The following is a 25,132-nucleotide window of genomic DNA, read 5'->3' on the forward strand; positions in this document are numbered from 1 at the left end:
GGGACACGCTCGATGAACGCCAACTTCACCGACCTCTTCATCCGTCGCCCGGTGCTCGCCTCCGTGGTGAGCCTGCTGATTCTCGTGCTCGGCCTGCGCTCGCTCGCGGCACTGAAGGTGAGCGAGTATCCGCAGACGGAGAACGCCGTCGTCACCGTGACCACGGCCTACTACGGCGCGAACGCCGACACCATCGCCGGCTTCATCACGCAACCGCTGGAAGCTGCGATTGCGCAGGCGCAGGGCATCGACTATCTGTCGTCCACGAGCACCACGGGCGTCTCCACCATCACGGCCACACTGCGCCTCAACTACGACGCGAACCGCGCGCTCACGCAGATCAACACGCAGATCGCCTCCGTGCGCAACCAGTTGCCGCCGCAGGCGCAGCAACCGGTGCTCACGGTGCAGACCGGGCAGACCACCGACGCGATGTACATGGGCTTCTACAGCGACGTGCTGCCCACCAACAACGTGACGGATTACCTGCTGCGCGTCGTGAAGCCGAAGCTCGATTCGATCGAGGGCGTGCAGACCGCCGAAATCCTGGGCGGGCGTCAGTTCGCGCTGCGCGCCTGGCTGGACCCGGCGCGGCTCGCCGCGCACGGCGTGACCGCGGCCGACGTCTACACCGCGCTCGGCAACAACAACTACCTCGCCACGCTCGGCGCGACGAAGGGGCAGATGGTGAGCGTGGACCTCAACGCCGCCACCGATCTGCATTCCGTGGACGACTTCAGGAAGCTCGTCGTCAAGGAGAAGAACGGCGCCATCGTGCGGCTGGAAGATGTGGCCAACGTGGTGCTCGGCGCGGACAGCTACGACTTCAACGTGGCGTTCAGCGGCAAGCGCTCGGTGTTCATCGGCATCAAGGTGGCGCCGGACGCCAACATTCTCGACGTGGCCAAACGCGTAAAGGCCGTGTTCCCCGACATGCAGAAGCAGTTGCCCATCGGCATGACGGGCGAGATCGTCTACGACGCCACGGACTTCATCAACACCGCCATCTACGAAGTCGTGAAGACGCTGGTGGAAGCGCTGCTGATCGTGACGGTGGTGATCTTCCTGTTCCTCGGCAGCCTGCGCGCCGTGATCGTGCCCGTGATCGCCATGCCGCTTTCGCTGATCGGCACGTTCTTCGTGATGCAGTTGCTCGGTTACTCGATCAACCTGCTCACGCTGCTTGCGCTCGTGCTCGCCATCGGGCTCGTGGTGGACGACGCCATCATCGTCGTGGAGAACGTGGACCGCCACATGAAGGAGGAAGGCAAGAAACCATTCGAGGCGGCGCTGATCGCCGCGCGCGAACTGGGCGGCCCGATTCTCGCCATGACCGTGGTGCTGGTCGCGGTGTACGTGCCTATCGGTTTTCAGGGCGGACTCACGGGCGCGCTCTTCACGGAATTCGCGTTTTCGCTGGCGGGTGCGGTTGCGGTCTCGGGCGTCGTGGCGCTCACGCTTTCGCCCATGATGTGCTCGCGCTTTTTCCGCGCGGAACAGGAATCGGGGCGCTTCACGCAGTTCATCGACCGCCAGTTCGACCGCCTGCATCGCGGCTACGGCCGCGCGCTGCACTCCATGCTCGACACGTGGCCCGTGCTCACGGTAATGGGCGCGCTCGTGCTCGCCTGCGCGGTGTATCTCTTCATGACCTCGCAGTCGGAACTCGCGCCGCAGGAAGACCAGGGCATCGTGCTCTCGCAGATCCAGGGCCCGCCCGACGCCACGATCCAGCAGATGCAGACCTACGCGGACCAGGTGTTCGACATTTCGAAGAAGCTGCCCGAGTACTCGCAGATGTTCCAGTTGACGGGCTCGCCCACGCTCAACCAGGGCATTGGCGGCGTGCTCTTCAAGACGTGGGACAAGCGCCACCGCAGCGCCAACGAATTGCAGCAGTTGCTGCAAAAGGAATGGAACGGCATTGCGGGCGCGCGCGTGGCGGCCTTCCAGTTCCCGCCGCTACCGGGCTCGCAGGGCTTGCCCGTGCAGTTCGTCGTCAACACCACCGAGCCGTTCCAGAACCTCAACGAAGTTTCGCAGGCCATCTTGCAGAAGGCCCGCGCGAGCGGCATGTTCTTCTTCGTGGATAGCGACCTCAAGCTCGACAAGCCGCAGGTCACGCTCGTGGTGGACCGCGACAAGGTGGCCTCGCTCGGGCTTTCGCAGAGCGACGTGGGGCAGTCGCTCGGTGCGGGGCTGGGCGGTAACTACGTTAACTACTTCTCCATTGCGGGCCGCTCGTACAAGGTGATTCCGCAGGTGTTGCAGGTAGATCGCCTCAACCCGTCGCAGGTGCTCGACTACTACCTGCGCACACCGGACGGCAACGTGATTCCGGCATCGACGGTCGCCCATCTGCAGCACACCGTGGTGCCCGAATCGATCAACCACTTCCAGCAGCTCAACTCCGCGACCATTTCGGGCGTCACGGTGCCGGGCGTTTCGCAGGGCGAGGTGCTCGACTTCCTGCGCAAGACCACGGCGCAGGTCGCGCCCTCGGGCTACTCGGTGGATTTCTCGGGGCAGTCGCGCCAGTACGTGCAGGAGTCCGGCGGGTTCGTGCTCACGCTGATGTTCGCGACGATCATCGTGTTTCTCGCACTCGCGGCGCAGTTCGAAAGCTTCCGCGATCCGGTGGTGATTCTGGTCTCGGTGCCCATGGCGCTCTTCGGCGCGCTCGTGTTCATCAACATTGGCCTTGCCACGCTCAACATCTACACGCAGGTGGGGCTCGTCACGCTGATGGGGCTCGTCAGCAAGCACGGCATTCTGATCGTGCAGTTCGCCAACGAATTGCAGCGCGCGGGGCGCTCCAAACGCGAAGCACTGGAAGAAGCCGCGGGCGTGCGGCTGCGCCCCATCCTGATGACGACGGCCGCGATGGTGCTGGGCGTCGTGCCGCTTGTCATCGCATCGGGCGCGGGCGCCGCGGGCCGCAACGCGATGGGCCTTGTGATCTTCACGGGGCTTTCCATCGGCACGCTGTTCACGCTCTTCGTGGTGCCTGCGATGTACATGCTGCTTGCGCAGGACCACCACGGGAAAGGGCGTGGAGAGCGTGAGGCGGCAGTGGCAGAGGGCTGAAGCAGTGCGGCGCTGTTAGCCGCGCGCGGCGGCGGTGTGCTGCCGCTTCAGTCCTGCACGAGAATCGTGACGCGGCGGTTCGCGGCGCGCGCCGCCGCGTCGTCGCCGATCACGAGCGGCACGTTGTCCGCGCGACCCACGGCGGCGAGCCGATGAGGCTCCACGCCGCGCTCCACCAGAAAACGCACCACGGCGCCGGCGCGCGCCGACGACAGCTCCCAGTTCGACTCGTATTTCGCGTTCGCAATGGGCACGTTGTCCGAGTGCCCTTCCACCAGAATGTTGCGCGTGGAATGCCGCGTGAGCGCGAGCGCCACCTTGCTCAACTCGTCGAACGATGCAGGCCGCAAATGCGCATCGCCCGAATCGAACAGCACCTTCGCGTTGATGGCAATCTCCACGCCCTGCGCAACGGGCTCGACCGATATCTCGCTCGTTTCGCGCAGCGGGGCCAGCGACGCCATCAGCTCGCGCCGCGCGCGATCACGTTGCACGAGAGCCGGCGCGGGTGAGGAAGCGGGCTGCGCGCCCGCCGTGCGCTGACCGGCCACGTGCGCGTCGAACACCTTGATTTCGAGCGCCTTGTTCTTCGCCAGCTGCAACACGTACAGCGCGAGGAACAGCACCATCATCGTGGTGACGACGTCGGCGTACGAGATCAGCCAGCGGTCGGAGCGGCCGTCTTCGTGACCTTCGTGGCTATCGTGGTCCGCATGATCGTGGCCCCGCTTCGCGGAAGCGCGTCTGCTGGAAGAGGAGGTATCCATGACTGAAGCCTTGAGCCGAAGCCCTCAGACGAGCGATTCCGCCGAGCGGCCGCGCACGTCGCCCGCGAGCCGGGTTTCGATCATCTGCGGCGACTCCTTGCGCGAGATCGCGAGCAGGCCGTCCATATAGAGCCGCCGGAAGCGCAGTTCGCTATCCACCTGGGCCTTGATCTTGCCGTAGAGCGGCAGAAACACGAGGTTCGCGAGGCCGAGGCCGTAGAGCGTGGCGATGAACGCCACCGCAATGCCCTCGCCCAGCCGTTCCGGTTCGAGCACGTGGCCCGTCACGTGAATGAGCCCCAGCACGGCGCCCAGAATGCCGAAGGTGGGTGCATAGCCGCCGGCCTGCTGCCAGATGCGCGCGGCGGCCATGTGGTTGCGCTCGTAGGCATCCAGTTCGCGCTGCAACGCGTCTTCGATCACTGCGGTCGGCACGCCGTTCGCGAGCAGTTCGAGCCCGCGTTTGGCGAAGAGGCTGATGCCGCTCGCGTCGATGGATTCGAACACGAGCATGCCGTTCAGCTTCGCCTGGTCGCCCCATTCGAGCAGCACGGAAAGACTCTCGCGATCCACCTGGCGCGCCTTCACGAACGCGAGGTGCAACTGCTTGATGCCGTCGAAGAAGCGCGCCCACGTGTTCTGGATCATCACGGCGCCGAGTGTGCCGCCCAACACGATGACGAGCGCCTCCGGCTGCACGAGCGTGGCGATACTGCCGCCTTCGAGCGAGAAGCCCACGATGATGGCGGCAGCGCCGAACAGCACGCCGAACAGGGTCAACAGGTCCATGCTTCATCGGGGCGCCGTTCGCGCGCAGGCGCCGCTGTTTGCGGCCCCTGCACGCGAGCGACGCGCCCGCCTCCCGATAGTCTCAAACGTATATCCAGGCGTACCAGGCGCTTCGAACCGCTCAAGCGCCCGGCTGGCCCGAAGCCGCCGCATTCACGGCGGCCGCCTTGATGGCCTTCACCGTTTCCACGAACCGCTGTTCGATTTCGCCCACTTCGATGGGGTCGATCTTGATGTCGCGCCGCATGACCCACGACACCTCGTTCTTGCGCGTCTCGGTCATGACCGAGAGCAGCCGCTCGGCCACGGGCTGGCCGCCCAGCGAGGCGAGCAGCTTCGCGAGGTCGTAGGTGTCGAACGCGCTCACGGCTTCGAACAGCGTGCGCTGGTCGACGAACGCGAGGTCGTCGATCGACGTGATCTCGCCGCCCGGCCGCGCGTTGCGCCGCGAGAAGTAGCTCACGCCCTTCTCTTCCACGTAGTCCAGCACGCGGGTCTTGCGGAACGCGAAGACGTCGTCGGCAATTTCGGCGTGCGAAAGCTTGTTCAGGATGACTGACTTTTCGACGCCGATCAGCGCTTCGAGGTCGTCGAGATCGATCAGCTCCAGTTCGCTTGCGAGCGCCACATCGAGTTCGCGATCGGCCACCTGCTGGGCGCGCTCGGTAATGCGCGTGGGGTCGAACGTGACCTGCTGGCGGCTCGACGCGCTGTCCTGGCTCGCCAGCCGGCTCGCGGCGCCGGCCAGATGTTCGGCGCGACCGCCTTCCAGCGTGACGAGGTTGAGCTTTTCCATGCGCTTCAGCATGGCCATGACGTGCAGGCGCGAATGGCCCGCAATGGCACGGCACTTCTTGACGACTTCGGAAAGCGGCACGGACACTTCCTCGCCGCGCCCGCGCCGGCCGTTGCCGTCCCAGCGGTCGCCGCCGCTCTCGGCACCGCCCGCCATCAGCGCGAGCACATGGGCATACGAGAGCACGCCGGGCAGGAAGTCCGCGTGGGTGTAGGTGGCGAGCAGGTCGTCGCGCTTCTTCACGCGGCGGATCAGCGTGCGCACCATGTGGCGCAGCAGCGGCGAGACGCGTTCCAGTTCCTGTTCGATGAGGCTCGCCTCCACCACGGTGAGCTGGCAGAAACTCAGCGCGCGGGCCGTGTTGCCGCGCGGCTCGCCGGGCAGCAACGCGGCTTCGCCGAAGAGTTCGCCTTTGCTGAGGGTGCCGAGCACCACCTTGCTGTCGTCGCAGACCGCGGAAATTTCGACTTTCCCGTCCGCAATCACGTAGACGAGCCCGTCGCTCGCAAAGCCTTCGGAATAAATGACCTCGCCCGGCGCGGCGGTGCGCGGCCATGACGATCGTTGCTGGTTCACGATGCAATCCCCGTAGCGTGTTATGGCCGCGCCGGTCCGTCCGCCCGCGGGTCGACTTCGACCTGCGGACGCCTCCTTGACCGGCGCGGCGGTGTCGTTACATTTCGTTACTAGCTCTGGTAACGACAACGCGCGGAGATTTCTTTAACGCAAAAGGCTGATCGAAGTCACGGATTGACTTCGTGAGAGGTCGCGGGCGGTAGGGCGGAGTCCGCCCACGCCCGGCAAAAGCGCAGGACAGCCGGCCGCCCTACCCCGCCAGCTTGCGGAACGTCTCCAGCACCGCGTCGCCCTTGAACGGCTTCACGATCCAGCCCTTTACGCCCGCGGCCTTGCCGCGCTCTTTCATCGCGGGGCTGCTTTCCGTCGTGAGCATGATCACGTTCACGGCCGTGTTCGCGAGTTCGCCGCGAATCTTCTCGACCATCGTGAGGCCGTCCATGTTCGGCATGTTCACGTCGCTGATCACGAGCCGGATGCCGGGGTTGCCCCGCAGTTTCGTGAGGCCGTCCTTGCCGTCCACGGCCGTGTCCACGTCGAGGCCGTTCTTGCGCAGGAAGCCCGCCACCTCGTCGCGCACCGTGCCCGAATCGTCCACCACCAGAATTTTCGCCATGATCCTTCCTTGTCGCTTCGTTAGCTGGGTTGCCTTGTATGGCCTGCCTAGAACAATTCCAGCTCGCCGCTGGTTTCCTCGAATGTCTCGACGTGCGCCGCGAAGTCCAGCGGCGCGTTCGCGCAGACGCACAGCGTGGCCGCGAGCGGCACGGTGCCGCCTATCGTGAGTTCGTACGACGCCACGTGGTCCGGCTTCAGTTCGGCCAGGTGCGCGAGGCTTGCGCTGCCCAGCACGTAAGGCGTGGACATGCCGAGGTCCGGAAAGTGGCCGACAAGCGCCTGATTCATCGCGCCGCAGCACAGGTTCGCCACTTCCATGAACGCTTCGCGCAGCGGCTGGCCGCCCGCCGACGTCTCGCGCGCGAAGTAGCGGCGCGTGGCGTCGTCGTCGGTGAAATGCAGGCCCACCAGCAGGCGGAAAAAGAGCGACGAGATGGTGAGCACCACGACGCGCGCTTCCGGGTCGGCCTCCATGGCCACGTGGTCGGCGCGCACGATCTCGCACGCGTCGTCGGCGTGGATGACGAGCCGTGTGCGGGCCGCCTTGTGGAAAATCTGTTCGAAGCTGTGCTTCGCCTGCTCGGTGATCACGTCGTTGCCTGCGCCTGAAGTTTCGCCTGAAGCTGGTTCGCGAGCACCTCGACGCTGCCGAGCGACGCCGTAATCATCTTGCCGCCTGCCTGGATGTCCTGGAACGTGGCGGCCGTGACGAGGTCGTTGCGGTCGAGGCTGTCCTTATAGCTCTTCGAGAGTTCCTGCGAACGCGACGCGAGCGTGCGCACTTCGCTCGCCACGATCGAAAAACCGCGGCCCGCCGCACCCGCGCGCGCCGCTTCGATGGATGCGTTGAGCGAAACGATCAGCACGTGCGCCACGATGGACGACAGCTCCTGGTTCTTCGCGTGCATGTCGTGGTTCTGCGTCATGAGCGAGATCATCTGCTCGTGCCAGCGCTCGAACGTGCCCGACATGCCGCGCAAACGCGCGGCTTCGTCGGCGATGCGCCGTCCCAGCGCGAGCCATTCGTCGCGTTCGCGCCGCGCGGTCTGCAGTTCGCCGCGCGCGGCTTCTGCTTCTTCCGACTGCTGCCCGAGTTGCGCTTCGAGGCGCGCCGTATCGGCGTCCCGTTGTGCCGTCTCGCGTTCGAGCTGCGCCGCGAGCGCCTGCTCGCGCGCCTCGGCCGAGGCCCGCGCGGCGCGCTCGCCGTCCAGTTGCGCGCCGAGCGCCGCGGTCGTGCGGCTCATGCGCCGCTTGTACACGAGCGTCGCCACGATCAGCACGACCACGCCGCCTGCCAGGGCGGCGGCGATATAAGTTTCAATCACGTCTTTTTCCTCACTGCCACTGCCGGGTGCTTTTTGTGCTGTCTTGCCGGGACGCCGCGCGAGGCGGCGTCCATGTCGGGCATGTCGTGCTTGTCCTGCATGCCTTCGTTGCGCGTCGCGCGTGCCTTACGCGACGTCCTCGCTCGCGTAATCCGCTTTGCCGGCGCTTTGCGGCGCATGTCCGGCCTGTTGCATGCCGACGCTGTCCACCGCCAGATGCCCCGGCAGGCACACCACGGTCTGGAAGTGCCGCCACGCCGCGCCCTTGTTGTTGTCGGTGAAACGCAGTTCGATGCTGCCGTGCTCGCGCTTGAGGAAGTTGCGCACGGCGTCCATGCCCACGCCGCGGCCCGACACTTCGGTCACGCGCTCTGCCGTCGAAAAGCCGGGGCGGAAGATGAACTCGGCAATGGCTTCGTCGGCAAGCTCGGTGTCGTGATCGATCCAGCCGCGCTCCATCGCGATGCCGCGAATGCGGCCGAGTGCGAGGCCGCGGCCGTCGTCGGTAAGCGTGATCTGCAGCACGTGGTTGTCCACGCCGGCTTCGATGGCGATGGTGCCCGCCGCGGGCTTGCCGTGCGCGAGGCGCTCGGCTGCGGGTTCGATGCCGTGATCCATCGAGTTGCGCACGAGGTGCATGAAGACGTTGCGCAGCGTGCCCACGGCCTGGCTGCGCACGCGGTAGCCGTTGTCGTCGATGCGGACCTGCGGCGCTTCCTTGCCCAGCTCCTTCGCGAGCGACGGCAGCGACTCCACCACGCCCGAGAGCGCCTTGCCGAACGTTTCGGTGCCCAGGAGCCGCAGCGTGTCGCGCACCGACTCGCGCATGGTCAAGAGGCCACGCAGGTCGGCCGTGTCGGTTTCTTCGATCAGGCGCAGGCTTTCCTGAATGCGCGCCTTCTCCACCACGAGGTAATGCTCGGGGTTGCCCGCGCCGCCCGGCCCCTTGCGGCCCAGGCTCTCCTCGTTGATCGCGGCATAGCTTTCGATAGCTTCGCGCACGCGCGCGAGGTCCTGCATCAGCGCTTCCTGGTCCCACTTGTGTTCGCTGCCGTGTTCACTATCGGCGCGGCGCAGTTCTTCGTAGACCTGCTCGGCTTCGTGAACGATGTTGGTCAGATGCTGGAGGCTATACGTGCGCGCGTTGCCCTTGATGGTGTGCATGTTGCGGAACAGCTCGGCAATGGCGGAGCCGTCGGGCCGTTCGTGCTGGCGGATGATGCGCTCGTTCTCGCTGATGAAGCCCGTCGCGCTTTCCACGAAGTGATGGAACTTCTCCTGGCTCACCGAAAGAATCTCGCCGATCATCTCGAGGCGCCGCTGCTGCTCGCCGGCCTGCGCCGCAAGCTGACGCAGTTCGGTCACGTCGCGCACGCAGAGCATGAGGCGCACCACGGTGTCGCTTTCGTCCGTGATGGCGGACCACGAGAGGTCGAGAATCTTTTCGCGACCGTCGGGCATGCGCTTCGTGATCTCGTTCACGAGCAGGTGCTGATTGAATTCGAAGTTGATGCTGTCTTCGCCGAGGCACGCGTGAATCGCGGCATCGACCTGCGAAAGCGCGTCGGAGCCGATGTCCGTGTCGTCGAACACGAGCTTCATGAGCGGCTGGCCCGCAATCTCGCGCGTCTCGAAAATGGTTTCGAGGTACGCCGAATATTCGGCGTGCACCACGGCGCCGTCCACCACCGTGAGAATGCCCTGCTGCATGTTCTGCAGCATCGCCTGGATGTCGGCGGTCTTCTGCTTGAGCTGCGCCGAGCTTTGCTGGATCTTCTCGATCATGCCGTTGAAGGCCACGATGGAACGCCCGATCTCGTCCATGCGCCCCACCGGCACGCGCCGTGTGAAGTCCTGGCTCGATGCGATCTCGCTCATCATCGACTGCATGTGCGACAGCGGCCGCGTGATCTGGCGATAGAGCAACAGGCCGATCACGGTGAGCAGCAGCACCGCGCCGCCCGTCACGCCCGAAATCGCGGTGACGGTGGTGGCCAGCATGCCGTTCAGCGCGGCGATAGCGTCGTCTTTCTGGCGGTTCTTCTCCACGCGCATCGTCTCGACGATGCCTTCCAGTTCGTCGCGATATTGCGCGACGTTCGCGAACAGAAACGCCTGGGCCAGTTCGTTCTTGCCCGCGGCCTTCATCTTCGCGGTTTCGTCGATGGCCTGGAAATAATTGGCAAGGCTTTCGCGCGCCTGCGTGACGAGCCCGCGCTGCGCGTGGCTCGCGGCGGACTTCTCCTGGATGTCGAGCGCCGTGTGCAGCGCCGCTTCCTTCGCCTTCAACTCGGCCTGCGCCTGCGTCACCATGTTGGCGTCGGGCGCGTACACGAGCGTCATGGTGGCGATCTGCACGTCTTTCACTTCGGAAACCAGATCCGCGGAAGCGAGTGCGCTCGGCACCACGCCCTGCGTGACCTGTTTCACATCGACGGCGCTGCGGCGCGTCTGATACACGGCGTAGCCGCCGATCGCCGACAACGCGACGAACATCAGAACGATCAGCAACGTAATGCGGTGGCGTATGGTCATGGCACAACTCCCCGTAACAAGCCGGATGCTGTCTTGTAGTGGCTCGCGCTTTTTCTATGCGGAATCGTCGAGCCCCCGGATTATCGGTGCGCGCGTGTGACTCGGATGTGACGGTCACGGAGCCCGTAGGGGCCGCGCCGAGCAACGGTTTATTGCTTTTCTCAGACATAAAGTTTGGGCCGGCGCGGCCGTTAACTTCTGCGGTTCTCAGCGTCGATCTGTGTGCACGTTTTGTGCTGCGCGCCTGGGCAAACGTTTGCGCGACACCAACGGCGCAAAGCCGCTTATCGCGCCGCAGCCGCCGCAGCCACCACCAGCCGCCCCACCGCAATCACGGCCTGCTCGATCTCGGGCGACCACGCATAGCTGTAGTTGAGACGGATGAAGTGGCCATACCCGCCCTTCGCCGAAAACATGCAGCCCGGCCCCACGGTAATGCCCGCTTCGAGCGCGTCGCGGTACAGCTGCATCGAGTCCACCTTGCGCGGCAACTCCACCCACAGCACGTAACCGCCCTGCGGCTCGGACGTGCGCGTGCCCTCGGGAAAGAAACGCGCCACGGTTGCGCGCATCAGCTTCGCCTGGTGCGCATAGGCCTGACGCAGGCGGCGCAGATGATGGTCGTAGCCGTCGTTCTTCAGATACTCGGCAATGGCCAGTTGCGCGATGGAAGGCGTGGTGAGCGTGTTGAGAAACTTAAGCTTCTCGACCTGATCGCGATAGCGCCCCGGCATCGCCCAGCCCACGCGGTAAGCGGCCGTCAGGCTCTTTGCGAACGACGCGCAGTGCAGCACGATGCCCGCCGTGTCGTACGACTTCAGCGCCGTGGGGTGCACGTCGCCGTAATGCAGTTCCTGGTACACGTCGTTTTCGATCACGGGCACGTCGTGGCGCGTGAGCAGTTCGACGAGCGCACGCTTTTTCTCGTCGGGCATCTGGAAGCCGAGCGGGTTCTGGAAATTCGGCATCACCATGCAGGCCGCGATGCGGCGCTTCGCGAGCAGGTCGGCGAGCGCGTCGATGTCGATGCCTTCGCGCGGATGCGTGGCCACCTCGATGGCGCGCATGCCCATGCGTTCGATGGCGTGCAGCATCGCGTAGAACGTCGGCGACTCCACGGCCACGGTGTCGCCCGGTTTGGCCACCGCTTGCAGGCAGAGGTTGATGGCCTCCGTGGCGCCTACCGTCACCACGATCTCGCGCGCATCCACGGGCACGCCGTTTTCGGCGTAACGCCGCGCGATCTGGCGGATCAGCTCCGGGTGGCCCGGCGGCAACTCGTCGGTCACGCCCCACTGCACCTTGCGGCGCGCGATGTTGTAGGCGTACCGGCTGATCTTCGCGGAGGGAAAGCGCGACGGGTCCGGGTACGGCGAGCCGAGCGGCACGGCCTTGTCCACGCCGATGGAGCGCAGCGTGGCAAGCACGAGGCGGCTCACGTCCACCTGGGCCGACACGGCGGCGGGGCGTGACGCGGTCAAGCCCTCCGCGCCCGCTCGGCCTTCGTTCTTACGCAAAGCCTGCCGCTGCCCGCCCGCCGCGGCCCGCACGAAGTAGCCCGACTGCGGGCGGCTCTCGATCAACCCGCGGCTTTCCAGCTGCAGATACGCGCGAATCACCGTCTTGATGCTCACACGATATTGCTGGCTCGTCTGCCGCACGGACGGAATGCGTTCGCCCGCGCGGAACACGCCGCCGCGAATCTGGGCCTCGACGTCGGCCGTGAGCTTTTCGTAGAGCTTCAATGCGTGCCTCGCTTGGTTGGGCCTGCCTCCAGGACGAGGCACAGCCAGGGAGTACAGTGCGCGCCGCAACGGGCGCGCCTGCCGAACTGTACTCCTTCAATGGCTCGCGATGCGTGCGCCTTGCACCGGCGCCGCCGCCCTTAACCTTCGTTCACTGAAAAAGCGCCCGCGGCATTTCGGCACGCGGCCACACGCCGCCATCGGGCGCGGCTGATCGCGGCTGGTCGCGATCGGTGGCCGCCATAACGCCGCACCCACCCGCACGGCGCAAAGCAACGGAGCACACACATGGCAGAGTCGAAACCCCGCGCACGCATCGCGCCCTACCATCAGCCCGCCGCGGGCTGGGGCGCGCTCAAGCACGTCGCCATCAGCCTCGTGAAAGAAAAGGTGGCGGGCGGCAAGTACCGCACGCTGTTCAGGCAGAACCAGCCCGACGGCTTCGACTGCCCCGGCTGCGCCTGGCCCGACCGCCAGCACACGTCCACCTTCGAGTTCTGCGAGAACGGCGTGAAGGCCGTGGCCGCGGAAGCCACCTCGAAGCGCGTCACGCCCGCGTTCTTCGCCGCGCACACCGTCGAAGCGCTCATGAAAGAGAGCGACTACGAACTCGAACAGCACGGCCGCCTCACCGACCCGATGGTCTACGACGCCCTCACCGACCGCTACGTGCCCATCTCCTGGGACGGCGCGTTCGCGCTGATCGCGCGCCACCTGAACGCGCTGGGCAACCCCAACGAAGCCGCGTTCTACACCTCGGGCCGCGCGAGCAACGAGGCCGCGTTCCTCTATCAGCTCTTCGTGCGCCTGTACGGCACCAACAATTTCCCCGACTGCTCGAACATGTGCCACGAGGCCACGAGCCGCGGGTTGCCCGGCACCGTAGGCATCGGCAAAGGCACGGTCACGCTCGACGACTTCGAGCACGCAGACACGCTCTTGATCTTCGGCCAGAATCCGGCGACCAATCATCCGCGCATGTTGGGCGAGTTGCGCGAATGCGCACGCCGCGGCGCCACCATCGTCTCGATCAATCCGCTGCGCGAGCGCGGCCTGGAACGCTTCGCGAGCCCGCAGCATCCCGTGGAGATGCTCACGCTCGGCAGCACGCCCATCGCGTCCACCTTCATCCAGCCGAAGGTGGGCGGCGACTTCGCGCTCATCAAGGGCGTCGCCAAACGCGTGCTCGAACTGGACGATGCAGCGCGCGACGCCGGCACGCCGCGCGTGCTCGACCTCGACTTCATCGCCGCGCACACCTCGGGCTTCGACGCCTTCGCCCACGACCTGCGCGCCGAAAGCTGGCCGCTCATCGAGGAAGAATCGGGCGTGCCGCGCGAGCAGATCGAAGGGCTCGCGCGCATTTACGCGAACGGCCAGCGCGTGATCGCGACCTGGGGCATGGGCCTCACGCAGCACAAGCGCTCGGTTCAGACCATCCAGATGCTCTCGAACCTCATGATGATGCGCGGCAATATCGGCCGCGAAGGCGCGGGCCTGTGCCCCGTGCGCGGTCATTCGAACGTGCAGGGCAACCGCACGGTGGGCATCGAGGAAAAGCCCACGCAAGCGTTCCTCGATCGCCTGGGCCGCGTGTTCGGCTTCGAGCCGCCGCGCGAGCACGGCTACGACGTGGTGGAAACCATCGAGGCCATGCTCGCGGGCCGCATCAAGGTGTTCGTGGGGCTGGGCGGCAATTTCTCCATCGCGACGCCGGACACGCCGCGCACGTGGGACGCGCTGCGCGCCTGCGACCTCACGGTGCAGATCGCGACCAAGCTGAACCGCAGCCATCTCGTGCACGGCAAGGCCGCGCTGATCCTGCCCACGCTCGGCCGCACCGAAGTGGACCTGCAAAACGGCGTCGCGCAAGGCGTCACGGTGGAAGACTCCATGAGCATGGTCCACATCTCGTACGGCATGAACACGCCGGCGTCGCCGAACCTGATGTCGGAGACGGCCATCGTCGCGCACATGGCGCACGCCACGCTCGGCAGCGCGAAGGTGGACTGGCTTCACTACGCCGCGGACTACGCGCGCATTCGCGACGCCATCGAGCAGTCCATTGCGGGCTTCGAGCGCTACAACGAACGCGTGGCGCAGCCGGGCGGCTTCCATCTGCGTGTGGCTTCGCGCGAGCGCGACTGGCAGACCGCAACGGGCAAGGCCAACTTCGTGCCGCATGCGCTCGACACGGACACGCCCGTGCATCGCGCGAAACGCCTCTACGGCGAACGCGTGATGACGCTCATGACCACGCGCTCGCACGACCAGTACAACACCACCATCTACGCGCTCGACGACCGCTATCGCGGCGTGTTCGGCCAGCGCCGCGTGGTGTTCATCCACGCCGCGGACCTCGCGATGCTGGGCTTCAAGGCGGGAGACTGGGTCGACCTGACGACCGTCTGGGACGACGGCATCGAGCGGCGCGCGGACGGCTTCCTTCTTGTCGAGTACGACATTCCGCGCGGCTGCATCGGCGCCTATTACCCGGAAACGAATCCGCTCGTGCCGCTTTCGAGCGTGGCCGACGTCTGCAACACGCCCACGTCGAAATCCGTTCCGGTGCTGCTGCATCGCTCGGCCGCGCAGGCTGCCGCGGCTTGAGCGGCTTGAGCGGCTTGAGCGTTCAGGTGCATGAAGACATGAGCGCCGCGACAGGAGGGGCCCAGCCATGATCGTTCGTCCGCAGCAGCACTGGCTGCGCATGCTGTTCGTCTGGAACGGCTCGGTGCTTCAGGCCATCATGCCGCAGCTTGCGATCATGCTCGGCGTGAGCGTGCTCGCCGTGGCCACGGGCGGCCGCATACTCGGCGAAAAGATGCTGCTCAGCACCGCGCCGTTCACGCTGTGCGGCGTCGCGCTCACTATCTTTCTGGCGTTTCGCAACAACCGCAGCTACGACCGCTATTGGGAAGCGCGCACGCTGTGGGGCAATCTGCTGATCTCGGCGCGCACGCTCACGTCGCAAATGCTGGCTTATGTGCCAACAGGTTCGCATGAAGGTTCGCAGCAGTTTGACCGCGACGCGTTCGTGCGCTCGCTCATGGCGTTCGCCTATGCGCTCAAGCATCAGTTGCGCGACACCGATCCCTACGACGACCTCGAACCGCTCGTGGGCGCCGCGCGCGCCATCGCCCTGAAGGGGCGCCAGTATCGGCCGGTCGCGATCCTCAACGATCTGCGCACCACGCTCGGCGCGCTGCACAAGCGCGGCGCGCTGGACGGCACGCAGCTCTGGATGCTCGACGCGCAATTGAATGAACTCGAAAAAATCGTGGGCGGCTGCGAGCGGATTGCCTCCACGCCCATTCCGTTTGCGTACGGCGTGCTGCTGCATCGCACGGTCTACGCGTATTGCTTCCTGCTGCCCTTCGGCCTCGTAGAGTCGGTGGGCGTATTTACGCCGCTCATCACGGTGTTCGTCTCGTACACGCTGATCGCGCTCGAAGCCATTGCAGGCGACATCGCCGAGCCCTTCGGCACCGCGCCGAACAACCTCGCGCTCGACGCGATGACGCGCACCATCGAACGCTCACTGCTGGAACTGTGCGACGAGCCGGTGCCCGCGGAGGTGGTGCCGGGGCCGAAGTATCGGATGACGTGAGCGGCCCCACAGTTATCCCCAGTTTTTGTTGGCAAGACTGTGGACAACCTGCGGGTACGTGCCGTAAGTATCTGATCCGAAACCCATGTGCAGGCGGCGTGCAAACGCAGGCACGGCGTCGCCGCGGCATGACACCCAACATGACGCCACGGCCACCGACCAGGCTCAGGCCGCCGCACGCTGATCCTGGCCCGGCTGGCCTGCTTGCTCTGCCGGCGGCTCGTCTGTCCTGCCCATTCTGTCTGCCTCGCCGCGGATGGCGTCCACCACATAGGCGGCGTCGCGCGCAACGCCCGAGAACCGCCCCGAGCCCCACGTGTGCAGCCACGGCAGTCCGACGAAATAGAGCCCCGGCAGCGGCGTGACGCCACGCACGTGCGCGGGATAGCCGCGTCCGTTGAACACGGGCGCGTCGAGCCAGCTGAAGTCGGGCGTAAAGCCGATGCACCAGACAATGGCCGCGATGCCGCTCGCGGCAAGATCGAGCGTGGTGCGCTCCGCGGACGGTCGCCAGAGCGGCTCGTACGGCGAGCCGGGCGGCGCGTCGATGCCGCGCTTCTCGATGAACGCGTCGATGCTCGCGTTGATGCGGTTATAGGTATCGTCGGCACTGTCGAGACTCGCGGCGAGGTTCGCTTCGAAGTGCAATTGCCCTGCGCGCAGGTCATGCAGGCGGCCGTACAGTTCCATGCCCTCGCGCGCGAACTTGCGCAGGTCGATATCGCGGCCGCCGTCGCGGCCCGTCACGTAATGGTTGGTGTTGTCGCGCACGCCTTCGCGCAACGGATGCTGCTCCACCGGCATGTCGTAGTAGCCCATGTCGGCGAGCCAGTCCACCACGTCGCGGCCACGATAGAAGCGCGCGCACCGCGGCGCGTCGCCCACGGCGAGGAACACCTTGCGGCCCGCGAGATGCAGGTCTTCGGCAATCTGCGCGCCCGACTGGCCCGAGCCCACCACGAGCACCGCGCCTTCCGGCAGCGACTGCGGGTTGCGATATTCGGCCGAATGCAGTTGCACGACGTGCGCGGGCACGCGCTCGGCCATGCGCGGGACGATGGGCGTGTGATAGCCGCCCGAGGCCACCACCACGTGGTCCGCCGTGAAGTCGCCGCGGTCGGTCGCGACGGCATAGCGGCCCGGGGTCGGGCCCTGTCCCTGCGCGCCGGAACCCACGAGCTTCACGCGCTTCACGCCCGTCTGTTCGAGCACGGGCGCATTCACGGCGGCCACGAAGCCGTCCAGGTACGCGACGATCTCGTCCTTCTTCATGAAGCCGTGCGGGTCGGCGCCGTCGTACGGGTGCCCCGGCAGTGCGCACTGCCAGTTCGGCGTGACGAGGCAGAACGTGTCCCAGCGCTGGTCGCGCCACGTGTGGGTGACGGTGTGCTTTTCGAACACGAGATGATCGATGCCGGCCTGCTGCAGGTAGTAGCTCACCGAGAGCCCCGCCTGCCCGCCGCCCACGACGATCACGCTGTAATGGCCGGGCTCGCCGGCCGCGCCGGCGTGTTGGGTGGAAAGAGAAGTCGACATGACGGATTCCTGAATCGCTAAAGGACGGTTGAGGGTGGCGCTTGCCGCTTACCGTTACCGCGACCGTTGCGCGCTAGCGCAACTCGATCACGGTAACGGCGGCATCGGCCACACCGGCGAAGGCCGCGGCGGTCTGCTCGATTTGCGCGAGCTGGTCCATGGCCGCGGAACAGGCGAAGCCGTATTTCTCGCGCACACGTTCCGAGCCGATGTGCAACGCTCGCCGCGCGCGCTCGACGAAGTCTTCGAGCGCATAGCGCTCGCCCGGCGCGAAGAAGTCGCCCACCACGGTGGAAGGCGAGTAGCAGTCCGCCTCGCTGCCGTCGGGCCAGCGGACGAGGAAATGCATGACGGGCATGACGTGCTCCTGTGATGGTTTAACCCGAGGGCTGAAGCCGGGGCTCAAGTCGCGGCGAGCCGTCGCCCGGCAAGCCACGCTTCGTAGATCTGTACATGACGCCGGGCACTCGCCGCCCAGCTGAAGCGCTGGAGCAGTGCGGGCACGGCCTGCGCGAAGTCGATGCCGCCGCGCGCATGCAGGGCACGTCGCAATGCATCGGCAATGGACTCCGCGTCGAACGGATTCGCCCACACGCACGCGCGCTCATCGAGGTATTCGGTGAACGGCGCGATGCGCGAGACCACCACGGGGCGGCCGCTCGCGAGCGCCTCCAGCACTACGAGGCCGAAGCCCTCGCGCACGGAGACCATCGCGACCACGTCCGCGCTGCGGAACAGCGCGGGCATGGCGGCATCGTCCACGGTGCCGGTCAACACCACCGCTGCGCCCCGCCCGATGCGCAGCCCGCACGCCGCGGCGCGCGCCGCGAACTGCCGCGCGTAGGCATCGTGATCGAGCAGGCTCGCGCCGCCCGCAATCACGAGTTGCGCGGCCGGCGCCGCTTGCCGCAAGCGGGCGAACGCTTCGAGCAGCATCAGCGTGTTTTTGCGCGCCTCCACGCCGCCCACGGCGAGCACCACCGGCCCACCGTCGCGCGTGATGCCGAGGCGTTGCCGCACGGCGGGGTCTTCGTCGGCGGGCGTCGCGCCGAAGCGTTCGACGTCCACGCCATTGGGCACCGTGAGCGCGGCCACACCGTGATCGCGGCGCATACGCTGCGCCCATGCGTCGCTCACGCAGAGCACCACGTCCGCGTCGTGCCATGCGCGCCGCTGCCAGTGTTCAAGCCGCAAGTCGTCGAACACGTCGAGGTGATGCACCGTGCGCACAAAGCCCGCGATGTGCCCTTCTTCCTTCAGCTGCGCGAGCGCGTTGCCGCTGATGCTGTCTCCGGCGTGCAGGATGTCGAAATAATCCGCACCGCGTTCGAGCAGCACGTCGAGCAGTGCGCGCCTCAATGCGGCGATGCGTGTTTCGACCATCGCCACCGTGCTGGCGGGCCGCTCCGTCACGCGGGCGAGCACCACGCGGCACGGCGAGCGGCGAAACATCGTCTCGCCTTCGGCGGCGGGCGCGAACACGGTCACGTCGCAACCTCGGTCGTTGAGCGCACGCGCAAGCTCCAGCGTATGCACCACCCCGCCGCGCGGATTCACGGAGTGCGTGAAGAGCGCCACGCGCAACGCGCGTACAGGACGCGCCGCTGCCGGCACCGAGGGCGGAAACGACGCAAGCCGGTTGCTCATGACACGCGCCGCCCACGTGACGCCGGCAGAATGAACGGCGCATCGCGCAAGTCCCACAGCAAGGCGGCATCGTCACGCTGCGTCACCACGACTTCGCGCGTTGCGTCCACGGTACCGATCACGCCGCACGCAAGCGAGCGCTCGGTGAAGCGCGCGAGCACCGCATCGACGTTGGGCTCGCGCACCGAGAGCAGAAAGCCATAGCTCGGAAACGCGCTGAGCCAGCGTTCGAAGTCCACGGCCGACTGCACGAACGCAGGCCGCGGAATCACATCCAGATCGATACGCGCGCCCACGCCCGAGCATTCCAGCAACATGAGCGCCGTGCCCAGCGTGCCGGCCATGCTGATGTCCTTGGCCGCATCGCAGTGTCCCGCCTCGGCCAGTTGCGGCAGCAGTTCGAGGTCCGCGCGCAGCCGCTCGCCGGGCGCGCCCACCGACGCATTCCAGAACGGATACGGTTCCTCGTACCGGCCGCGCAAGTCGACGGCCATGACGAGACGGTCGCCGGGCTTCGCGTTGAAGCTCGAAAGCAAGGCCTTCGCGCGGCCCACGATGGAGACCGCCAGTTGCGCCGCGCCGCTGCGCACGTTGCTGTGGCCGCCCACCACGGGCACGCCGTACGCCGTGGCCGCCGCGGCGAGTCCTTCCAGCACGGGCTGCGCGGCGGCCACGCCGTCGCTCCAGAGCGCATCCACCACCGCGAGCGGACGGCCGCCCATGGCGTAGATGTCGCTCACGTTCACCATCACGCCGCTATAGCCCGCGAACCACGGCATCGCGGCCACGAAGTCGCCCACCATGCCTTCGATGGCGAACAGCAGGTAGCCGTCGCCGTCTACGATGGCCGCGCAGTCGTCGCCCAGGGCCACAGCCTGCGCGAGATCATGTGAGCCATTCGGAAAGCGCTGTGCGAGCGCACCTACCACGTCCGCGATATCGGTCTTGTGCGCGAAGCCGCGGCTCGCACGCAGCCGTTCGACGAGCGCGGCCAGGTTCAGCGCATCGAGCGGCAGCGCCTGCGCGATTTGCGTCGCGTTCATCACGCGCCCCTCGACGCCACCACGAACCCCGCCTGCGGCGCATGGCACGGCGGGTAATGCGCCAGCTGCGCCTGCATCAGCCGATGCGGACGCCCGAAGAGGGCTTCCTCGGCGAGCGACTCCCAATGCAGGCGCTCGAAGAGCGGCACGTTCTGGCTCTGCACGTGCGCGAGAAACGTGGTGCAGCCCAGCGCGTGCGCACTCGTCACCGCGAGTTGAATGAGCGTCGTGCCGATCTTGCCGTGCCGGCGAAACGCCGCGTGCACGGCAAGCCGCGAACCGAGCCACACGCCAGGCTCCGTTTCATGAATGCGCACCGTGCCCACCACCTGATCCGGCAGGCCCGCGATGCAACTGACCGCGACGAGCAGTTGCGCGTGCTCGTCCACGGCGTCGCGGTCGTCGCCGGGAAAGATGCCCTGCTCGATGCAGAACACTGCGCGCCGCAGCTTGTACGCCTCGTTCGCTTCCCACGGCAGCGTGACCCATTTCACGCGATACGCGGCAGGCGCATACGCGAGCGGCAGGGCATCTGGTTCGGTGGTCTCGCAGAGCACGGTCACACCTCGTAGGACGAAAGCGACGAGCACGCGCCGCACTTCGCGCAACCGGCCTTGATTTCCGCCGAGCGCATGCCGGCCTCGCGCAGCATCGCGCCGAGCGGCTCCAGCACGGAGCGCATGAACGCAGGCGACGGCGCCGGATGATCTTCGAGCGGCGTGCCGCTGATGGGCACGAACGGCACCACGAACGGATACACGCCGAGCGCGATCAGGTCGCGCGACATCGCGAGAATCGAATCGGCACTGTCGCCCAGCCCCGCGAGGATGTACGTGCTGACCTGGGCGCGACCGAATACGGCCACGGCGGCTTCAAACGCCTGCATGTAGCGCGTCATCGGCACGCTCGCCTTGCCCGGCATGATGCGTTCGCGCAACTCGGGCGTGACCACTTCCAGATGCATGCCGAGCGTATCGACGCCGCTCGCCTTCATGCGTTCGAACCAGCGGTCGTCGTCGGGCGGCTCGCATTGGGCCTGGATCGGCAGATCGACTGCGGCCTTGATCGCAAACGCGCTTTCGCAAAGCATCTGCGCGCCGCGGTCTGACGTAGGCGGCGTGCCGGTGGTGAGCACCATGTGCTTCACGCCGTCGAGCAACACGGCCGCGCGCGCCACTTCCGCGAGCTGTTCGGGCGTCTTGCGCGCAATGGTGCGGCCCGCCGCGAGCGACTGCCCGATCGCGCAGAACTTGCAGGCCTTGCGGCGGCTTTCGTAGCGGATGCAGGTTTGCAGCACGGTGGTGGCGAGCACGTCGGCGCTGTGCAGCGTGGCGATCTGCGAATACGGCACGCCGTCCAGCGTCTGCAACGCGTAGAAGCGCGGCGCTTTCGGAAAGCGGATGCTGGCCACGGGAATCGTCCCGCGCAGCAGCGTGCTCGTGCCGGAGGCATCGGGCGCGCTCGCCACGAACGGCGATTGCCAGGCGCTACTCGTATGCACGGGCACCATGACCGTGACGCCGTCCACCGTCACGGCCTTGTGGTCCGACGGGCCCGCGCCGCCGCGCCGGCTCGCGGCGCCCGCGTGCGGGTCGGCCAGACGCAGGCCGCTCGACTGCAGCTCAGTCATCAATTGCCGGCTCGCGGCCGGCAAGGTCTCTCTGGCGTTCATCGCGTCCTCCGGTATAGCCGGTGTCGAAGAAAGGCGTGCCCACCGCGCCCTCGCGCGTGTCCCGCACGGGCATGGGCATGAGCGGCGCGGCGGGCCGGTCGTTGATGGCAAGGCTCAGCAGTTCGGGGCGCGCGTAGTGGCCCACCGAATCCATCATGCGTTTGCGCTTGGTGATGAGCGCGAGATCGAGGTCGGCCACGACCATGCCCTCGCCTTCGGTGAGCGGCGCGGCCAGATGCTGCCCTTCGGGCGAAACGATCGCCGTCATGCAGCCGCCGCGCAGCGCCTCCTGGAGCTTCGGGTCGGTGGTCACGGATTCGATCTGCGCCTCGGTGAGCCAACCCGTGGCGTTGACCACGAAGCAGCCCGCTTCGAGCGCGTGATGCCGGATGGTCACCTCGATCTGCTCGGCGAAGATGGGGCCCACGAGCGAGCCCGGGAACTGGCTGCAATGAATCTCTTCGTGCTGCGCCATCAACGCATAGCGCGCGAGCGGGTTGTAGTGCTCCCAGCACGCGAGCGCACCCACGCGGCCTATCGCGGTCTGCGCGACCTTCAGGCCCGCGGCGTCGCCCTGGCCCCAGATCATGCGTTCGTGGAAAGTGGGCGTGATCTTGCGGCGTTTGAGCAGCAGCGCGCCGTCCGTGTCGAAGATCAGCTGCGTGTTGTAGAGGCTGCCGTGATCGCGCTCGTTCACGCCGAGCACCACCACCATCGCATGCCGGCGCGCCCGCGCGGCGACCGCTTCGGTCACCGGTCCCGGCACGACGACCGCTTCCTCGTAAAGCCGCATGTGATCCGCGCCCGATGCCACGGGCGGCCGCACGAACGAGAAGTACGGGTAGTACGGCACGAACGTTTCGGGAAAGACGATGAGCTGCACGCCCTTGCCCGCGGCTTCGTCGATCGCGGCGCAGACCTTTGCGAGCGTGGCCGCCGCGCTATGCAGATCGGGCGCGATCTGCACAGCGGCGGCGCGCACGGTGCCGCTCGCGCTTCGTTGTTCCGCCATGATGGCCCCCGCGCGGCTCACACCGTCCACGTATGGATGATCAGCGCGTCGGCCTTGCGGTGCAGCAGTTGCAGGTCCAGCACGTCGAGCGGATTGATGGGACGAATGCCTTCGATCAGCGACGCCTCGCCGTGCCCGTAGAGCGCCTGCAACGCGAAGCGGCACGCGTAGACCTTGCCGCCCTCTTCCATGAACTTCACGAGCTGCTTGTTGAAGTTGAGGTGGCCCGGAAACGCTTCGTCGCCCAGCGTGGGAAAACCGCGCTGCAAGCCGAGCGTGACGCCGGGGCCGTAGAGCAGTACCGACGTCTCGAAGCCCTTGCGCTGCAGCCGCGTGGCCTGCAACAGGTTGACGAAGCCGATGGAGCCTTCGAACGCCACCGTGTGGAACGTGACGAGCGCCTTCTCGCCGGGCTCCGCCTTCACGTCCTCGAACACCTTCTCTTCGTAATCGACCAGAAAATCGCCGTTCTTGTGAAGCGGTTGATTGACAGCGGGCATGGCTCTCTCCGATTTATCGCATGGGTTGTGCGGTTTATGCGGCTATTGCGGTTATCCCGGCTAATTCGCGTAACCGGCGCACCGAATAACGCAACGGATATGCCAATCACTGGCCCGCAAAATGCAATCACTTTCCAATCAAGCAAAGCGGAAGTCGCAAGGCGAACCGAAAATTTTTTGCGAAGGCCGGCGCAGGCGCGTGGGAGGCCGTTTCAGGCCATGCGGCAAGGCGCCGGGCGTGCACCCAGACCGCGCGCAGCGGCATTCTGTCGCGCGGCGATGGTGCGCGACACGCCGAAACCGTGCATTGACCCAATCAATGCGATCAATGAAAGAAATAAAAGCAATCTGTTTTTATTTTTTTAAAGGCTGCGTGCTATCTTGAATTGAACCGCGCGCGTGCGGCAAAAGAGGAAAATCACCGGTTATGGACAGTCTCACGCAGAATCTCACACAGAGTCTTGCGCATCACTGGCATAAAAGGCTGGCCGAAATCCGCAAGCCCGCTTATCTGGCCATTCCCGACCTGATCGAGGAAGACCTGGCGAGCGGCCGGCTGCGACCGCGCGACCGGCTGCCGGGCCTGCGCGATCTCGCGGCCGCGCTCGCGCTCAACTACACCACCGTCGCACGCGCCTACGCGGAGGCGCGCAAGCGCGGCCTGCTCGATGCGCGCGCCGGCAGCGGCACGTTCGTGCGCGGCAAGACGCAGACCTTGCCGCTCGCCGGCGGCAGCAGCGTCGAGATGTCGATGAACATGCCGCCCGAGCCGCCCGAGCTCGCGGCACGGCTGGCCGCGTCCGCCGCAAGCCTGCTCGCCGAAACGGACCCGTACCGCCTGCTGCGCTATCAGGACTTCGGCGGCACCGCGGCAGACCGCGCCGCGGGCCGTGAGTGGCTGCGCATGCGGCTGCCCGACTGCAAGGACGAAACGGTGCTGGTCTGCCCCGGCATTCACAGCGCGCTGGTGGCGCTCGTCTCGCAGTTCGCGCGGCCCGGCGAGACGATCTGCCTCGATGCGCTCGCCTACCCCGGCATCAAGGCCATCGCTTCGCAGCTCGGCGTGCGGCTGCAGGCGCTGGCGCGCGACGAGGAAGGGCCACTGCCCCATGCGTTCGAGGCGCTCTGCAAGTCGGAGAAACCGGGCGCCTTCTACTGCAACCCCACGCTGCAAAACCCAAGCACGCTCACGCTTTCCACGCAGCGGCGCGAAGCGCTCGCCGACGTCGCGCTGCGCTACAGCGTGCCGATCATCGAAGACGACGCCTACGCGATGCTGCCCGAGACGGCACCCGTCGCGCTCGCCACGCTCGCGCCCGAACTCACGTGCTACGTCACGGGACTCGCGAAGACGCTGGGCGCGGGACTGCGCGTGGCGTATCTCTCCATGCCCACGGCGCGGCAGACGCAGCGCATTGCGGGCGCCCTGCGCGCCACCACGGTTATGCCCAGCCCGTTCACCGCGCTGCTCGCCACGCAGTGGATCAACAACGGCACGGCGCACGACATGTTGCGCGCCATTCGCACGGAAGCGAACGCGCGCCAGGCCATTGCCGCGCAGACACTCACGGCGTGGCCCTACGATGCGCATCCCGACGGCTTCCACCTGTGGCTGCCCATTCCGGCACAGTGCGACTGGGCCGCGTCCGAACTCGCGCTGCATCTGCGCAATCAGGGCATCGGCGCCGTGGCGGGCGCGGCGTTCTCGACGGACGGCAACGCGCCCAACGCGATCCGCGTGTGCCTGGGCGGTCCGCAGGATCGCGCCGACTGCCGCGAAGCCTTGCAGCGCATCGCGGATACGCTCGACGATCCGCACCATCTGCATATGCCGATGATGTAGGTGAGGCCGGGGGCACGCGGCCCGGGTCACG

At 66.6% G+C, this 25,132-nt stretch carries 20 protein-coding genes; 4 read left to right on the forward strand and 16 right to left on the reverse strand.

Features of this window, described 5'->3' with window-relative positions; all coding sequences use genetic code 11:
• The first annotated feature begins 12 nt into the window (after window positions 1-12).
• Window positions 13-3,087, forward strand: coding sequence for an efflux RND transporter permease subunit (locus U0042_RS12840; RefSeq protein ID WP_114811098.1), 3,075 nt, complete (start codon window positions 13-15; stop codon window positions 3,085-3,087).
• 47 nt (window positions 3,088-3,134) lie between these two features.
• Here the strand turns inward: U0042_RS12840 and U0042_RS12845 are convergent, their stop codons facing one another.
• The 8 genes from U0042_RS12845 to U0042_RS12880 form a co-directional block, all read right to left on the reverse strand.
• The gene (locus tag U0042_RS12845) at window positions 3,135-3,854 is read right to left on the reverse strand and encodes an OmpA family protein (protein ID WP_114811099.1); all 720 of its coding nucleotides are present in this window, start codon (window positions 3,852-3,854) and stop codon (window positions 3,135-3,137) included.
• Window positions 3,855-3,878: 24 nt separating this feature from the next.
• Window positions 3,879-4,643, reverse strand: coding sequence for a flagellar motor protein (locus U0042_RS12850; protein ID WP_114811100.1), 765 nt, complete (start codon window positions 4,641-4,643; stop codon window positions 3,879-3,881).
• A 121-nt stretch (window positions 4,644-4,764) separates the two neighbouring features.
• Complete coding sequence (locus U0042_RS12855) at window positions 4,765-6,015, reverse strand: Crp/Fnr family transcriptional regulator (protein ID WP_114811101.1); 1,251 nt, start codon at window positions 6,013-6,015, stop codon at window positions 4,765-4,767.
• A 250-nt stretch (window positions 6,016-6,265) separates the two neighbouring features.
• Complete coding sequence (locus U0042_RS12860; protein ID WP_114811102.1) at window positions 6,266-6,631, reverse strand: response regulator; 366 nt, start codon at window positions 6,629-6,631, stop codon at window positions 6,266-6,268.
• A gap of 47 nt (window positions 6,632-6,678) precedes the next feature.
• A complete protein-coding gene (locus tag U0042_RS12865; protein WP_114811103.1) occupies window positions 6,679-7,224 on the reverse strand; it encodes a hypothetical protein in 546 nt (181 codons plus the stop codon).
• Window positions 7,221-7,958 carry a methyl-accepting chemotaxis protein gene (locus tag U0042_RS12870; RefSeq protein ID WP_198665307.1) on the reverse strand — a complete coding sequence of 246 codons (738 nt, stop codon included), beginning with the start codon at window positions 7,956-7,958 and terminating at the stop codon, window positions 7,221-7,223. Before U0042_RS12870 ends, U0042_RS12865 begins: the two co-directional genes overlap by 4 nt.
• A gap of 126 nt (window positions 7,959-8,084) precedes the next feature.
• Window positions 8,085-10,493, reverse strand: coding sequence for an MCP four helix bundle domain-containing protein (locus U0042_RS12875; RefSeq protein WP_114811104.1), 2,409 nt, complete (start codon window positions 10,491-10,493; stop codon window positions 8,085-8,087).
• A 284-nt stretch (window positions 10,494-10,777) separates the two neighbouring features.
• Window positions 10,778-12,238 (reverse strand): PLP-dependent aminotransferase family protein, encoded by a 1,461-nt coding sequence (locus U0042_RS12880; RefSeq protein WP_114811105.1) that lies wholly within the window; start codon window positions 12,236-12,238, stop codon window positions 10,778-10,780.
• A gap of 288 nt (window positions 12,239-12,526) precedes the next feature.
• Here U0042_RS12880 and U0042_RS12885 point away from each other — a divergent pair, with 288 nt between their 5' ends.
• Together U0042_RS12885 and U0042_RS12890 are read left to right on the forward strand one after the other, a co-directional pair.
• Window positions 12,527-14,848, forward strand: a complete 2,322-nt coding sequence (locus U0042_RS12885) for an FdhF/YdeP family oxidoreductase (protein ID WP_114811106.1) — start codon at window positions 12,527-12,529, stop codon at window positions 14,846-14,848.
• Between the two features lie 67 nt (window positions 14,849-14,915).
• Window positions 14,916-15,848, forward strand: coding sequence for a bestrophin family protein (locus U0042_RS12890; RefSeq protein ID WP_114811107.1), 933 nt, complete (start codon window positions 14,916-14,918; stop codon window positions 15,846-15,848).
• A 165-nt stretch (window positions 15,849-16,013) separates the two neighbouring features.
• Here U0042_RS12890 and U0042_RS12895 read toward each other — a convergent pair whose 3' ends face one another.
• From U0042_RS12895 to U0042_RS12930, 8 genes are all read right to left on the reverse strand, one after another.
• Window positions 16,014-17,384 (reverse strand): MSMEG_0569 family flavin-dependent oxidoreductase, encoded by a 1,371-nt coding sequence (locus tag U0042_RS12895; RefSeq protein ID WP_114811108.1) that lies wholly within the window; start codon window positions 17,382-17,384, stop codon window positions 16,014-16,016.
• Window positions 17,385-17,457: 73 nt separating this feature from the next.
• Entirely contained in the window at window positions 17,458-17,742 is a 285-nt protein-coding gene (locus U0042_RS12900; RefSeq protein ID WP_114811109.1) for an MSMEG_0570 family nitrogen starvation response protein, read from the reverse strand.
• 44 nt (window positions 17,743-17,786) lie between these two features.
• Entirely contained in the window at window positions 17,787-19,031 is a 1,245-nt protein-coding gene (locus tag U0042_RS12905; protein WP_114811110.1) for an MSMEG_0565 family glycosyltransferase, read from the reverse strand.
• On the reverse strand, window positions 19,028-20,032 hold the full coding sequence (locus U0042_RS12910; protein ID WP_114811192.1) for a sll0787 family AIR synthase-like protein: 1,005 nt from the start codon (window positions 20,030-20,032) through the stop codon (window positions 19,028-19,030). Before U0042_RS12910 ends, U0042_RS12905 begins: the two co-directional genes overlap by 4 nt.
• A gap of 41 nt (window positions 20,033-20,073) precedes the next feature.
• Window positions 20,074-20,631, reverse strand: coding sequence for an MSMEG_0567/Sll0786 family nitrogen starvation N-acetyltransferase (locus tag U0042_RS12915; protein ID WP_114811193.1), 558 nt, complete (start codon window positions 20,629-20,631; stop codon window positions 20,074-20,076).
• A 2-nt stretch (window positions 20,632-20,633) separates the two neighbouring features.
• Window positions 20,634-21,746: an MSMEG_0568 family radical SAM protein gene (locus U0042_RS12920; protein WP_198665308.1), complete on the reverse strand. Its 1,113-nt coding sequence runs from the start codon at window positions 21,744-21,746 to the stop codon at window positions 20,634-20,636.
• On the reverse strand, window positions 21,697-22,758 hold the full coding sequence (locus U0042_RS12925) for a Nit6803 family nitrilase (RefSeq protein ID WP_114811194.1): 1,062 nt from the start codon (window positions 22,756-22,758) through the stop codon (window positions 21,697-21,699). Before U0042_RS12925 ends, U0042_RS12920 begins: the two co-directional genes overlap by 50 nt.
• Window positions 22,759-22,775: 17 nt before the next feature.
• On the reverse strand, window positions 22,776-23,258 hold the full coding sequence (locus U0042_RS12930) for an MSMEG_0572/Sll0783 family nitrogen starvation response protein (protein WP_042303115.1): 483 nt from the start codon (window positions 23,256-23,258) through the stop codon (window positions 22,776-22,778).
• 427 nt (window positions 23,259-23,685) lie between these two features.
• Between U0042_RS12930 and U0042_RS12935 the strand changes: the two genes are divergently transcribed.
• The gene (locus tag U0042_RS12935; RefSeq protein ID WP_114811112.1) at window positions 23,686-25,101 is read left to right on the forward strand and encodes a PLP-dependent aminotransferase family protein; all 1,416 of its coding nucleotides are present in this window, start codon (window positions 23,686-23,688) and stop codon (window positions 25,099-25,101) included.
• Window positions 25,102-25,132: the final 31 nt, after the last annotated feature.

The sequence above is a fragment of the Paraburkholderia kururiensis genome (genome assembly GCF_034424375.1).
Classification (GTDB): Bacteria; Pseudomonadota; Gammaproteobacteria; order Burkholderiales; family Burkholderiaceae; genus Paraburkholderia; species Paraburkholderia kururiensis_A.